The sequence below is a fragment of the Stenotrophomonas sp. S49 genome, assembly GCF_016624905.1.
Taxonomy (GTDB): Bacteria; Pseudomonadota; Gammaproteobacteria; order Xanthomonadales; family Xanthomonadaceae; genus Stenotrophomonas.
Genome location: NZ_JACVUD010000013.1, coordinates 19,045 through 32,430, shown reverse-complemented (window position 1 = coordinate 32,430; position 13,386 = coordinate 19,045). Strand labels below are relative to the sequence as shown.

13 protein-coding genes are annotated in these 13,386 nt (G+C 68.4%); 4 read left to right on the top strand and 9 right to left on the bottom strand.

Going from position 1 to position 13,386, the window contains the following annotated elements; genetic code table 11:
- Positions 1 to 28: 28 nt before the first annotated feature.
- A complete protein-coding gene (gene ttcA / locus IAE58_RS04845) occupies positions 29 to 916 on the bottom strand; it encodes a tRNA 2-thiocytidine(32) synthetase TtcA (RefSeq protein WP_199932789.1) in 888 nt (295 codons plus the stop codon).
- Positions 917 to 1,007: 91 nt separating this feature from the next.
- Between ttcA and IAE58_RS04840 the strand changes: the two genes are divergently transcribed.
- Complete coding sequence (locus tag IAE58_RS04840) at positions 1,008 to 1,211, top strand: YdcH family protein (protein WP_199932790.1); 204 nt, start codon at positions 1,008 to 1,010, stop codon at positions 1,209 to 1,211.
- Between the two features lie 136 nt (positions 1,212 to 1,347).
- On the opposite strand, the gene plsB is transcribed toward IAE58_RS04840, so the two are convergent.
- From plsB to IAE58_RS04815, 5 genes are all read right to left on the bottom strand, one after another.
- A complete protein-coding gene (plsB, locus tag IAE58_RS04835; protein ID WP_199932791.1) occupies positions 1,348 to 3,984 on the bottom strand; it encodes a glycerol-3-phosphate 1-O-acyltransferase PlsB in 2,637 nt (878 codons plus the stop codon).
- Positions 3,984 to 4,943, bottom strand: coding sequence for a hypothetical protein (locus IAE58_RS04830; RefSeq protein ID WP_199932792.1), 960 nt, complete (start codon positions 4,941 to 4,943; stop codon positions 3,984 to 3,986). The genes plsB and IAE58_RS04830 overlap by 1 nt, the downstream gene beginning before the upstream one ends.
- Before the next feature lie 317 nt (positions 4,944 to 5,260).
- Entirely contained in the window at positions 5,261 to 6,076 is an 816-nt protein-coding gene (locus tag IAE58_RS04825; RefSeq protein WP_199932793.1) for a serine protease, read from the bottom strand.
- 215 nt (positions 6,077 to 6,291) lie between these two features.
- Positions 6,292 to 7,017 (bottom strand): orotidine-5'-phosphate decarboxylase, encoded by a 726-nt coding sequence (gene pyrF, locus IAE58_RS04820; protein WP_199932794.1) that lies wholly within the window; start codon positions 7,015 to 7,017, stop codon positions 6,292 to 6,294.
- Entirely contained in the window at positions 7,014 to 7,937 is a 924-nt protein-coding gene (locus IAE58_RS04815) for a 5'-nucleotidase, lipoprotein e(P4) family (RefSeq protein ID WP_108751735.1), read from the bottom strand. The genes pyrF and IAE58_RS04815 overlap by 4 nt, the downstream gene beginning before the upstream one ends.
- A 102-nt stretch (positions 7,938 to 8,039) precedes the next feature.
- Here IAE58_RS04815 and IAE58_RS04810 point away from each other — a divergent pair, with 102 nt between their 5' ends.
- The gene (locus IAE58_RS04810; RefSeq protein ID WP_199932795.1) at positions 8,040 to 8,696 is read left to right on the top strand and encodes a DUF480 domain-containing protein; all 657 of its coding nucleotides are present in this window, start codon (positions 8,040 to 8,042) and stop codon (positions 8,694 to 8,696) included.
- Between the two features lie 44 nt (positions 8,697 to 8,740).
- Here IAE58_RS04810 and IAE58_RS04805 read toward each other — a convergent pair whose 3' ends face one another.
- The 3 genes from IAE58_RS04805 to IAE58_RS04795 all read right to left on the bottom strand — a co-directional run bounded on the left by IAE58_RS04805 (position 8,741) and on the right by IAE58_RS04795 (position 12,102).
- On the bottom strand, positions 8,741 to 9,748 hold the full coding sequence (locus IAE58_RS04805) for a DUF4272 domain-containing protein (RefSeq protein ID WP_199932796.1): 1,008 nt from the start codon (positions 9,746 to 9,748) through the stop codon (positions 8,741 to 8,743).
- A gap of 46 nt (positions 9,749 to 9,794) precedes the next feature.
- Positions 9,795 to 10,331 carry a GNAT family N-acetyltransferase gene (locus IAE58_RS04800; RefSeq protein WP_108747973.1) on the bottom strand — a complete coding sequence of 179 codons (537 nt, stop codon included), beginning with the start codon at positions 10,329 to 10,331 and terminating at the stop codon, positions 9,795 to 9,797.
- A 286-nt stretch (positions 10,332 to 10,617) separates the two neighbouring features.
- Positions 10,618 to 12,102 carry an AAA family ATPase gene (locus tag IAE58_RS04795; protein WP_199932797.1) on the bottom strand — a complete coding sequence of 495 codons (1,485 nt, stop codon included), beginning with the start codon at positions 12,100 to 12,102 and terminating at the stop codon, positions 10,618 to 10,620.
- Between the two features lie 121 nt (positions 12,103 to 12,223).
- Here IAE58_RS04795 and IAE58_RS04790 point away from each other — a divergent pair, with 121 nt between their 5' ends.
- Both IAE58_RS04790 and IAE58_RS04785 read left to right on the top strand, forming a co-directional pair.
- Entirely contained in the window at positions 12,224 to 12,853 is a 630-nt protein-coding gene (locus IAE58_RS04790; RefSeq protein WP_199932798.1) for a ParA family protein, read from the top strand.
- A 52-nt stretch (positions 12,854 to 12,905) separates the two neighbouring features.
- Positions 12,906 to 13,382 (top strand): histidine phosphatase family protein, encoded by a 477-nt coding sequence (locus tag IAE58_RS04785; protein WP_108748018.1) that lies wholly within the window; start codon positions 12,906 to 12,908, stop codon positions 13,380 to 13,382.
- Positions 13,383 to 13,386 lie beyond the last annotated feature (4 nt).

Below are 13,386 nucleotides of genomic sequence, written 5' to 3'. Positions count from 1 at the left end.
AGGCAAGAGGAAAAAGGGACGATTCCGCTCAGGCAGCGGATATCTGTGCGGGTGTGTGGTCATCGGGCGGTGGCGGTGCACTGCCACGGTCCAACGCCATGAAATCAAACAATGCGGGGTCGGCCAGCTGCGAGGGATGCACCTGGCCCATGGCCCGTGCGATCTGGTCGACGCGGCCGGGGTGGTCGATGTCCCACTGCTTCAGCATCAGGCCCACCTGGCGGCGCTGCAGGTTTTCCTGGCTGCCGCACAGGTTGCAGGGAATGATCGGGAACTGGCGTGCCTGTGCGTAGGCGGCAATGTCGTGCTCGCGCACGTAGGCCAGCGGGCGGATCACCACGTGGCGGCCATCGTCGCTGCGCAGCTTCGGCGGCATGCCGGATAGCTTGGCGTGGTGGAACAGGTTCATGAAGAAGGTGGCCACCATGTCATCGCGGTGGTGGCCCAGCGCGATGCGGGTGAAGCCGTGCCGTTCGGCATGGGCGTACAGCGCGCCGCGGCGCAGGCGCGAGCACAGCGAACACATCGTGCGGCCTTCGGGAATGACCCGGCTGACCACCGAATAGGTGTCCTGTTCGATGATCTGGTACGCCACCCCCAGGCTGGCCAGGTACTGCGGCAGCACGTGTTCGGGGAAGCCCGGCTGCTTCTGGTCCAGGTTCACCGCCACCAGTTCGAACGGCACCGGTGCCTTCTTCTGCAGCTGCAGCAGCAGGTGCAGCAGGGTGTAGCTGTCCTTGCCGCCGGACAGGCAGACCATGACCTTGTCGCCGGCGCCGATCATGCCGAAATCGGCGATGGCCTGGCCGACCTGGCGGCGCAGGCGCCGTTCCAGTGCGTCATGCCCGCCCGCGCCCGCGCGCGCATCGCGCACCGCGCGCGGCACCGGGTCGGGAAGGGAGATCACAGCACTCATGCGCTCCATTCTAACGGCTTGCGGCCGCCCCGACCGGGGGTCGGAATTCCCCTCTCCCGGTCGTCATCATCGCTGTGTATGCTCGCAGACTGTGGACACCTACAGCCCCGCCGAGATCGTCGAACGCCTGGTCGCTCTGCGCGCCGAACACCGCGTGCTGGATGAACAGATCAGCCGCATGGCGGCCAATGGCGAGGACGAACTGGAATCCAAGCGCCTGAAGCGGCGCAAGCTGCAGTTGAAGGACTGCATCGCCAAGCTGGAAAGCCTGCAGATTCCCGACGAACCGGCGTAACGGCCCGTTCGGGTAGGTGCCATCCTCGGTTGGCCTGCTGCCCTGGTAGGTGCCAACCTTGGTTGGCTCGGGCGGAAAATGTGCGGACCAAGGTCCGCACCTACCCATTCCCGCCGGGCATGGCCCGGCGCTGCCGTCAGGCTTGCGGGGTCGGCTCGTCCGGGCGCGCCGCTTCCGGGCTGACCCGCTCAATGGTGTGGCGCAGCTCGCGGCCCAGGATGAACTTGGCGTCCTTGGCCCAGGCATCCAGCCGCTGGTCGAACACCAGCTTGCTGTTCTCATCCGGCCAGACCAGGCGCAGCTCGCGCAGCTTCTGGATGAAGCCGCGGAACAGGGTCTTGTCGAAGAACTCGGGCGCGGCCGGGGCGTACAGCAGGCTCAGGCGCTGCGCCGCCTGCTGGCACAGGCTTTCCAGTTCCGCGGTACCGAGCACGCCCGGGCCGTTCTTCACCAGCACCGAAATGGTGATGTAGTAGCGCTCGAACGCCTGCTGCAGGGAATGGCCGATCGCGCGCAGGCGGAAGACCTCGTCGGTCTGTCCGGTGTTGCGCGCCAGGATGCCGCCGTCATCGTCATTGATGTTCTGCAGCAGGCCTTCGCGCACGAACACGTCGATGGTCTGCTCGATGCGCTGGGCGAATTCATCTTCGCTCCAGGGCAGGAACAGCTCGGCCTGCAGGAACGGGTACACCGTGCGGCCCAGCTGCACCAGGCCGGTGCGGCTCATGCGGCGGTTGTTCTGGAAGCAGCAGGCCACCCACGAGGACGCGGTGAACAGGTGCAGCACGTTGTTGCGGAAGTAGCTGAGCAGCACCGCGGTGTCGCCGCTGACACTGAGCACGTCACCCAGCGGGTGCTTGATGCGTGTCAGGACGTTGATTTCCTCGGCGTGGGCGATGATGCGCTCCGGCGAGTGCGGGGTCACCGTCACCCGGTCCGAATACGGCATCTCGACCAGCAGGGTCTTGCACAGCTCGATCTGCGCGATCAGGTCGGCCTCGCCCATCGCGTGCTTGGGCGTGGACAGCAGCGCCAGCGCCAGCAGGTTGATCGGGTTGACGTCGGCGGCGCCGTTGATGCGCACTTGGATGCGCTCGGCCAGGGTATCGACGGTGCTGGACAGCCAGCTCGGCTTCTCGTCTTCCGAGACGGCCTCGCCCTTCCACTCCGGCGCCTTTTCAGCCAGCACGTCGTTCAGCGCGATGGGTTCGCCGAAGTTCACCACCACCTGGCCGTAGTTCTGCTTCAGCACCTTCGGGATGCCCCACAGCAGCTGCCAGATCGATTCCTTTTCCTTCGGCCGCCCGGACAGTTCATCCAGGTAGCTGCCGCCTTCCATCAGCTTTTCATAGCCGATGTAGACCGGCTGGAACAGCACCGGCTTGCGCGGCTGACGCAGGAACGCGCGCAGGGTCATCGAAATCATGCCGCCCTTGGGCTGCAGCAGGCGCCCGGTACGCGAGCGGCCACCTTCGACGAAGTACTCGATGGAATAGCCGCCGGCGACCAGCTGCGCCACGTATTCACTCAGCACTGCCGAATACAGCGCGTTGCCGCGGATCGAACGGCGGATGAAGAACGCGCCGCCCTTGCGCAGCAGGGTGCCGACCACCGGCAGGTTCAGGTTGATGCCGGCCACGATGTGCGGCGGCACGATGCCACGGTCGTACAGCAGGTAGGACAGCAGCAGGTAGTCCATGTGGCTGCGGTGGCTGGGCACGTACACCACTTCGTGGCCTGGCGCGGCGGCCTTGAACTTGTCCAGGTGGTGCACCAGCACGCCGGCGTAGATGCGGTTCCACACGTGGCTGAGCATGAAACTGGCCGAGCGCACAACCGGGCTGGAATAGTCCGCGGCGATTTCCCAGGCGTAGGCATGCGCCTTCTTCCAGGCCTCGGCGGGCTTGGAGTTGTCGCGCTTGGCCTGGGCTGCGATGGCCTCGCGCACCGGTTCGGCGGCCAGCACCTGGTCCACCAGCAGGCGGCGGGTGGAAAGATCCGGGCCGATCACCGATTCACGGATGCGGCGGAAGTGGGTACGCAGCACGCGCTGCAGCTTGCGCACCGTGCGCTCGGGCTCCAGGCCCTCGTCAACGGTGGAACGCAGCGAGATCGGCGGGGCGAAGCGCACGATGGTGCTGCGGCCGTTCAGCAGCAGGCCCAGCAGGCGGCGGAAGCGGCCGACCAGCGCCCAGTTTTCCGAGAACAGCACCGCGAACCAGCCGCTCTGCTTGTCCGGCGCGCGGCCGACGAAGATCGAGACCGGCACCAGGTGCACGTCCAGATCGTCGCGCACGCGGTGCGCCTGCAGCACCTTGGCCAGCGAATCGGAATGGGTCTTGGCGCCGCGCTGCTCGGGAATGAGCGAATTGCTGGAGCTGCGCCGCGACAGCGCCAGGTAGGCGCGCTTGCGGCCGGTGGGGTCACCGGCCAGCGGCACCAGCGGCGACGGCAGACCGGCCTGGCGGCAGGCCTTGTCCAGGATCAGCGCGTTGGACAGGCCGTAGTCTTCCAGCACGTAGACCACCGGGCGGCCGTCGTTGTACTGGCCCGGGTCTTCCGGTTCGATCTTCAGCGACAGCCACGGTTCCACCAGCCGGCCCAGCAGCCGCGCCCACAACGGGCGGCGGCCCGCGGCACGCGCAGCCGCAGGCGGCGGTACCGGGTTGGGGCCGGTGCCGGTCGAGGGGGACGCCGGCACTGCATCGGCGGGCGTCGTCTGGGATTCTTCGCCGGGGAACGGCAGCGGGTTCTGTTTCGACATCGGCGCCATTATGGCTTAGGCGGCGGTGTTGCCGCTTCCCCGGCCGCGTCCGGGGCCGCTGGGGGTGCCGGTGCGGCGGCCGCGCGCGCGGCATCGGCCTGGCGCAGCAGGGCGTCGGTATCGGCCAGGGTACGGGTCAGGTACCAGTGGCCTTCGCGACGGCTGAGCGGCAACTGCAGGGTCAGGGTGCTGCCGGCCAGTTCGTAGGTCATGCGGACGAGGGCGTTGTCGCCCTGTACCGACAACAGCTCACCCTGCAGGCTGCGCAGCGCTTCGTCCACGCCCAGCCCGTAGCTGGCCAGCACGGCCTTCAGGGTGTGGATGAACGGCGCCAGCTGCTGCAGGCTGCCTTCCATGCCGGCCGCACGCAGGCCCTCTTCATCGCCGAAGCCGACCTTGCCGGCGGCACCGACCAGCGCGCTGATGGTGCTGCGCGCGCGCGCACGGTCGCTGATCGGAGCGCCCTGCGCCCACAGGGCCAGGGTCTGCACCAGTTGCACGTAGTGCGCCTGCTGGCTGGGCGTGTAGCCCTTCTGGTGCTGCAGGTACTGCACCCCGAAGTTGCCCATCGACTGCGCGGCCTGGCGCACCGCGCTGGCCTGGCCGGCCAGCTGGCGGTCGAAGCTGCGCTGCAGGCGGCTGCCGGCTTCGGGTTCGCGCAGGGCCGACAGCATCGGCAGCAACTGGTCACCCAGCGGCAGTTCGGTCAGCGGCCACTGGCTGTGGCCTTCGTCCCAGGCCTGCTGCAGCCGCTGGTACTGGCTGGGCGGTACGGCCAGCCTGGCGTAGCCCACCAGATCATCTTCGGCCAGGCGCTGGGCCATGGCCTGTACTGCAGCGACCGGCTCAGCGGCAGGCGCGACGGCATCTGGGCTGGACTGGCGGCAGGCGGCCACCGCCAGCAGCAGCACGGCCAACAGCCCCCCGTAACGCGCAGACCTTGTTTGCACTGCCCTTGCCACGCTCATGCATTCGGACTCCCCGGACCGGTCCGCATCTTGCGGCCTGCGAGGTGACAGCGGCAAGCCGCACGGTCACGGTTTCCCGCACAGCCCGGGGTCGGATCCCTTCTGCGGCCCGGCAGAAGGGCGCTGACCCCACTGCGCAGGCACACAAAAAAAAGAGCCCGGATCACGGGGATCGCAGGCTCTTCAAGCCGGCACAAGGCCGGAGGACAAGGTGTCGCACAGTTCCGGCACGAAGCCGGATGGCGGCGATGCTACGCCGACCTTCAAGCTCAGGCAATACTTCATGTAACACAAGTTAAATAATTGATTTTATTGACTCAATCCTTCTGCCACACCGCTTCGATGAAATCCACGGCATGTTTTTCGGCGATTCGGGCATAAATGCCGGGATAGCCGGCCAGCGCGCAGCCCTCGCCCCAGCTGACGATGCCGAACTGGGTCCAGCCTTCGCGCAGGCGCAGCAGCAACGGCCCGCCGGAATCGCCCTGGCAGCTGTCCATGCCTTCGCGGCCGGCACAGATGACCTTGCCGCGCGACAGCTCGCCGGCGTAGGCCTGCTGGCACTCGGCGAAGGGCACGAACGGCACCTGCACGGTCTGCAGGTGGGTGGGGAAGGCATCGGCGCCGCTTTCGGTGGTGCCCCAGCCGATTACGGTGAAATCGCGGCCGGGCTTGAGGTAGCTGGCATCCGGGCGCAGCCGCAACTGCACGGGCTCGGCGTCGGCCAGCGGCGCGTCCAGCTGGATCAGGGCCACGTCGTGTTCCAGCGCGCTGCCGCTGTTGAACGCCGGGTGCACGTGCAGGGCGCGCACGTTCGAGGGCCGCGGGCTGGCTTCGGTGGACAGCGCCGTGGCGCCGCCCAGCACCGCCAGCGCAGCCGGCTGTGCGCCCTGCACGCAATGGGCGGCGGTCAGGACCCAGGACGGTGAGATCAGCGTGCCGCCGCAGAAGTGACGGTCGTAGTCGGTATCGCCGTAGGACAGCCCCTGCAGGCTGACCATGAACGGGTACTGGCCCGGCTGGGCGCTTTCGCCGCCGATGATGCGCGGCGTTTCGCGTGGCGCCGGCGCTGCGCTGGCGGTGCTGGACGCGGCGAGCAGGCCGGCCAGCAGGAACAGGGTATTGCGATCCATGTAGGTGTACTCCCTTCATCGTGAGTGGGCCGGCAGGCAGAGGCCATGCCGGTTCACCGATTGGGAAGCACAGGAGCGCGCCGTTGCGCCGACCCGCGCACAGTTTTCGCCGCTGGGGATGCTTGCGACAGGCTCATCCGCGCAACTGCGAACGCCATCCCACGGTGGGTGGGATGGCGTTCGGGGTGCGGCCGTGCGTCAGGTCGCCGGCAGGCTCAGCGGGCAGCCAGAGCCGCCACGATTTCCTGCTGGATGGCACGTGCGGCTGCCTGCGGATTGGCCGCCAGCCGGATCGGGCGGCCGACCACGATGGCGTCGGCGCCGTCGGCGAAGGCCTGGGCCACGCCCACCGTGCGCTTCTGGTCATCACCGACCGGGCCACCAGGACGGATGCCCGGGCAGACGATCGAGAACCCGGCACCGGTGGCGGCGCGGATCGGACCGGCTTCCTGGCCTGAGGCGATCACCCCGTCGATGCCGGCTGCCTGGGCGGCCAGCGCGCGCTCGACCACCACGTCCACCGGTTCGCGGTCGATACCCATCTGCGCCAGGTCCGCACGGCCCATCGAGGTCAGCACGGTCACCGCCAGCAGGCGCATGTCGCTGCTGTTGGCGGCCGCGCAGGCTTCCATCATGGCCGGGTGCCAACCGTGGATGGTGGCGTAGCTGACCGGCCACTGCGACAGGCGCTTGATCACCGCAGCGGCGGTGGCCGGAATATCGAAGAACTTCAGGTCGACGAACACGCGCTTGTCGCGGCGGGCCAGTTCGTCGAGCACCTGGAAGTACTCGCCGGAGGCCAGCAGTTCCATGCCGATCTTGTAGAACGCCACGCTGTCGCCCAAGCGGTCCACCCACTCCAGCGCCTGCACGCGGTCGGGCACGTCCAGGGCGAAGATCAGGCGCTCGTCAGCGCGCAGCGGCAGGGGTGCGCGGCTCACGGTGCGTAGTCCAGCGCGGCGCGCTTGGCATCATGGCGGGCCTGGCGCGACTGGCTGTAATCGTTGTTGAACTGGGCCGGCTCGAAACCGCCGTAGGTCGGGTTCGGCAGCATCCACCAGCGCTCGCCGAACCAGTCGTGGTACTGCTGCAGCAGCGCGTCACGGCCTTCGTTGGTGTTGGCGGTCACTTCGACGAAATCGCCCAGCTGGTCGCCGAACTGCATCAGCACGCGGTACTTCTGCCCGGCCAGGCGGCGGCGGCAGTTCTTCTCGCTGCCGGCCTGCTCGCAGCCTTCCACCACGGTGCCCAGGCCCAGGAACACGCTGTCATCGGCCACCGGCAGGCCCTGCTCGCGCAGGTTGGCCAGGGTCGCGTCCTTCAGGTGCACGGCGCGGTTGGAGATGTACAGCAGGGTCACGCCCTTGGCGTTGGCGGCCTTGGCGAAATCGACAACGCCGGGAATGGCCTTGGCCTTCTTTTCGGCCACCCACTGGTCCCAGCTCAGCTCGTCGTATTCCTTGCCATCGCGCACCAGGCGCGCCTGGTAGGGCGAGTTGTCCAGCACGGTTTCATCCAGGTCGAGCACCACCGCCGGCTTCAGGCCCTTGGCATCGTTGCCGCGCTCTTCCGGCACCAGGGCGTCCCAATGGGCTTCCTTCAACGCCACGTCCAGGTGGTCGGCGGCGGCGCGGTAGGTCTGCTCGGTGATCGCCTTGTATTCCTGCGCACGCTGCATCCACAGCACCGCATTGAGGTTGTCGTTGGCGGTGGCATCGGGCGCGCCTTCTGCCTTGGCAGTGGCGGCCGCAGCCTCCGGGGCGGCGGCTTCAGCGGCGGGCGCATCCACGCGCTTGCAGGCGGACAGGCCGAGCGCCGCAGTGGCGAGCAGGCTCAGGGACAGGGCAACGGGACGACGCATCAGGATTCACCGGCATTCAGATATACCGGCCCATTTTACCGGCAAAGACGCCACCGGGGCCGTTATGCTTCCCGGTTCACCCGTTGCGTGCTGCAGGCTGCCATGACCGATTCCGCCCCGACCCCCGACGTTCCCCTGCTCGACGCCGTCCAGGCCCGCCTGCTGGGCTGCCTGGTGGAGAAGGAGGCGACCACGCCGGACACCTATCCGCTGACAGTGAATGCTGCGCAGTCGGCGGCCAACCAGAAGACCGCCCGCGAGCCGGTGATGAACGTCGATGCCGGCAGCGTGCAGCACGCCCTGCGCCAGCTGGAGACGCTGGGCCTGGCCCGCCAGCACTTCTCTTCGCGCGCCGACCGCTACGAGCACCGCCTGCAGGCCGCGCTGGACCTGACCCGCCAGCAGACCGTGTTGCTGGCAATGCTGCTGTTGCGCGGGCCGCAGACCCTGGGTGAACTGGTGACGCGCAGCGAGCGCCTGCACCGTTTCGCCGACACCGACGAGGCCCGGCATGCCATCGAACGCCTGCAGCAGCGTGGCCTGCTGCTGGTCCTGCCGCGCGCCAGCGGCCAGCGCGAAGACCGCTACATGCACCTGCTGTGCGGTGAGGTGGACGGCGCGGCGCTGGCCGCGAAGTACGCCAGCAGCGGCGGTGGCGGCAGTCCCGCCGGCGCCGACCCGGACCTGCTGGCCCGGGTGGAGCAGCTGGAAGCCACCGTGGCAGAACTGCAGGCGCAGCTGGCAGAACTGCGCGGCTGAGTGGGTTCCGGCGGGGGCGGCCTGACCGCCCTCGCCCTGCAGACTCAGGTCGGCGTATCCACGTCGTCCCAGTCGGCCTGTTCAAAGCAGAACAACCAGTTCAGCGCGTAGTGGCGCTCGTAGATCACACCGCCCTCCAGCGCACCGGGCATCGGTGCACCCTGGCGCTGGGCCTCGCGCGCAGCCCAATGCAGGCGGTAGTGCAGATCCAGCGCATCCAGCAGCTCGGCGGTGTCGCGCAGGGTTGCAGGTTCGCTGCCACTGTCAGCCTTCTGCAGCAAGGCGCCCACCACATCCGGCACGGCACAGGTCGCCTGCGGCCACGGCAACACCTCGGACAGGCCCAGCGCCCACAGCAGCACGGCCAGGCTCTCGTAGCGCCAGCCGAACGGCAGAGCAGCCTCGGCGTCCCCGTGCTCGATGAAGGCGGCCTCGGCCGGGCTCAAGGCCTCGGGCAGGGCCGGCAGGCGCTCGGCCAACTCGGCCAGGCTCAACGGTGGGTCACCGGCCTGCAGCGCCTCGGCGCGCAGCGCACACGCCAGCAGCGCCTGCGCTCTGGCCCAGACCTGGGCAGGCGCGCGCAGCTGTGCCTCGGCCGCGCCCACCACGGGTGGCAATGACGGCGGGGCATGCAGCGCGTGGGCCTGCAGCTGCTGCTGGCTGCGCGCCCGGCGCTGCTCGGCGTCGACTGGATAGGGCACCTGCGCCTGCGGATCGAGCGCGTCACCCAACAGCACCTTGCCGGCCGGATCGCGGACGCTGCCATCTTCCAGGAAGCACACCGCGTTGGCCTGGAGCAGCCAAGGCTGCAGCGCCCCAAGATCGGCTTCGGCCAGCTCGAACAGGTAGTGCTGGCGCACGCGCTGCACGTGCCGCATCAGGTGATAGCGCGCGGCGGTCATCTGGCCGTCGCCATGGCCCAGCACGTAGTTGACGAAGCCGCCCAGGTGCGGCGCCAGTGCGGGGTCATCAAGACCACGGACGTTGGCAGCGTCAGCCTGTGGTGGCGGTGCCAGTACGTGGCCGAGGGTGGAGTACGCGTTGATCAGCATCGGAGCATCCGTGCAGGAAAACAGACCTGCACCTTACTCCACTGGCTCATGCTGGCTGTTGAACCGCCGCAGCGCCCGGTGTGGCATACAAGCGGCTGGCCGCGTCCACGCCCGGCAGCTGGATCACCCCGCGTTCCTGCATGCCCAGGCCCAGCAGGATGCGCCCGGAGGCCACGTTGTCCAGGTCGGTGATGCCGTACAGATCCTCGATGCCCAGCTCCGCACGCGCATGTGCGAACACCGCCCGCGCTGCCTCGCTGGCATAGCCCTGGCCGCCGAACGCCGCCAGCACCGCATAGCCGATATCCGGCCCCGGCAGGCCATCGCGCCGCACCAGACCGGCATTGCCCAGCCAGGCGCCATCGGACAGCCGCTCGATGGCGTACATGCCGAACCCGTTCAACGCATAGCTGTGCAGCACCCGCAGCGCGATGTACTCGCGCGCCTGTTCCTCACTGCGCACGTTGCGGTCACCGATGAAGCGCAGGAAGCCGGGATCGTTGAGCAGCGCCAGCATCGGCGCCGCATCGCGATCCGGCTCGAGGGCGCGCAGGCGCAGGCGTTCGCTTTCGATGGGGTGCATGCGCAGGTCTCAATCCGAAAACCCGATTCTGCCTCAGCGCCCTGCTGTGGGTTTTGATTTTCTTTGCATTGCCGTGGCAGGACGCGCCCGGAATCTGTCAGAGGCCGGTCGGGGCGGGTTCGCGGGGGTATCCGCGCCATGGATGGCGCGGCTAAGCCCCCAGGGAAGGATTCACGGCGTCCCCCGCGAACCCAACCCGCCCGGCCAAGCACGGCTGTTGCAGTCGACTAACACTCGACTTTACCCACCGCCAGCCACGAGGGGCTGCGCCGTTGGCCGATAACCTTCAGTCGTCCGCAGACACCGTCCGACCCGACGCCCATTCGCGCAATGCCGCCACCTGTTCGGCCATCAGCACCGACAGCGGGCGCGTGGCCCGCAGTTCGGTCATCAGCAGCTCGGTATCCAGCGGACGGCCCTCGGCATGGGCCGAATACAGGCCGGCCACGATCGCCTGCTCGATCTCGGCACCCGAGAACCCGTTCGCGGCCGCGGCCAGCGCCGGCAACGCGAAATCATCGGGATTCAACTGGCGTCGGCCCAGGTGCAGGCGCAGCAGTTCCACGCGCACATCCGGCGCGGGCAGGTCGACAAAGAAGATCTCGTCGAAACGGCCCTTGCGCAGCAGCTCGGCCGGCAGTTCATGCACCTGGTTGGCGGTGGCCACGATGAACACCGGGGCCTTGCGCTCGGCCATCCAGGTCAGCAGGTAGCCCAGCACGCGGCGCGACACGCCGCCGTCCTCGCCGCCACTGGCCAGGCCCTTCTCGATTTCATCCATCCACAGCACGCACGGCGCCAGCTGCTCGGCCGAGGCCAGCGCCTGGCGCAGGTTGGCCTCGGTTTCGCCGTGGTACTTGTTGTACAGCGCGCCCACGTCCAGGCGCAGCAGCGGCACGCCGAAGCCGGCGGCGGTGGCCTTGGCCAGCATCGATTTGCCACAGCCCTGCACGCCCAGCAGCAGCATGCCGCGCGGCGGGTCCAGGCCGGCCGGCGCAGACCCGGCAATGAAGGCCACCCGGCGCTGGTTGATCCAGCGCTTGAGCCGGTTGGCACCAGCCACCTCGCCGAAGCGCGCACTGTCGTGTTCGAAGAACAGGTGGCCGCTGCGGTTCAGCAGCTCGAACTTCAGTCGCGCCAGCTGCGGCAGGTCGTCGTCGCGCAGCGCGCCGTCGGCATAGATCAGCTGCCGGGCAATGCGCCGGGCATCGACCAGACTCAGCCCCTGCAGGTTCTTCAGGATCTTCTTCACCGCCTCGCTGTCCACTTCCACGCGGCGGCCGCCGTGTTCGCGGGCGTAGGCGTCGGCCTCCTCGCGCAGCATCTTCAGCAGCGCGTTGGCGTCGGGCAGGCGCGGGTTGAAGCGCACCGCCAGGGCTTCCAGCTCGGCCGGCAGTTCCACTTTCGCGCCGATCAGCACCAGCACGTGCGGCTGGCTGTGGCGGCGCTGGATCAGGTCGCGCAACGCCCGCTGGTGGCTGGCATAGCCCAGGTAGGGGTGGAAATCGAGCAGCAGGTAGATGCCGCGCTGTTCGGCCTGGCGGATCATCTGCAGCGCCGCACTGGCATCCGGCGGCCCCACCGCCTCGTCCTCGCGTTCCAGGTCGATGCGGCGCAGGCCCTCGGTGATGGACCAGCGGTGCAGGGCACGCCAGACATGCATCAGCGTCTGCCGGAACAGTTCGACGATGCGACCCTCATCCTGGGTCTCGATCACGATCAGGGGCGTGTTGGCGCGGATCAGCGCGCTCAGGTCCTGCAGTTCGCTCATGCGGGTTCGATCCTTCGGGGGCGCCACGATAGCAAAGGCCGGGCCGGGGTTCAGCACAGCGCTACCTTCCGTCACGGGCGCCGGTGTACGCTCGGGGCACATACCCGGAAGCGAGGCTGGCATGAAGACGATCCTGGTGGCCGGTTCCAAGGGCGGGGTGGGCAAGACCACCGTCGCCACCCACCTGGCCGCATACGCGGCATTGCAGGGCAAGGCCACGGTGATCGCCGATGCCGACCCGCAGGGCTCCAGCACGCGCTGGGCCCAGCGCCGGGCCGGGCTGGAAAGCGCGGTGCTGCCGATCGATGTGTACCGCAAGAAGCAGTGGGCGCAGAAGCTGCCCGACGGCACCGATACCGTCATCATCGACGCACCGGCCGGCGCGCTGGCCGACGATATCCCCCATTTCCTCGATGCCGCCGATGCCGTGGTGGTGCCGGTGCTGCCGTCGGCGCTGGACATCGAGGCCATCGTCGGCTTCCTCAACAGCCTGGCCGGCAACCCGCGCGTACACAGCCGCAAGCTGCCGGTGGGGCTGGTGCTGAACCGTACCAAGCCGTGGACCCAGACCTCGCAGCAGGCCTTGCAGATGCTGGCCGAATGGCCCTACCCGGTAGTCACGCAGCTGCGCGACAGCCAGAGTTATGTGGTCATGACCGGCCTGGGCCGCAGTCTGTTCGACTACCGTTCGGCGCAGGTGCGCGAGCACCAGGCCGACTGGGAACCGCTGCTGGCCTGGCTGAAGCTGTAAGGCTGGTGTTCTTCCTTCCTGTGTCACTCCCGTAGGCCAATGGAAAACTGCAATGCGTGAACTGATCCTGCTGCGCCATGCCCATGCCGAACCGGCCACCCCTGGCCAGGCTGACCTTGACCGACCGTTGTCGCCGGTGGGGCTGGCCGAGGCCGAAGCTGCCGGCAAGTGGCTGAAGGACAACAACCTGCTGCCCGACTGTGTGCTGTGCTCGCCGGCGCGGCGCACCCGCGAAACGCTGGAAGCGGTGATGGCGGCCATCGGCTATGTCGAAAAGCGTCTGGAAGACAGTGTCTACGAGGCCACCCCCGGCACCCTGGCGGCGCTGGTCGATGACCGCCGCGACCTGGACCGGCTGCTGATCGTTGGCCACAACCCGGGCCTGGAACGGCTGGTGGCCCTGATGACCGAAGGCACCAGCAGCGACTACCGGGGCATGCCGCCGGCGGGCGTGGCGGTGCTGGGCTTCCCCCGCGAGGCCAGCATCGAGCCCGGTGTGGCCAGCTTGAACGCGTTCTGGTGGCCGTGAAGCC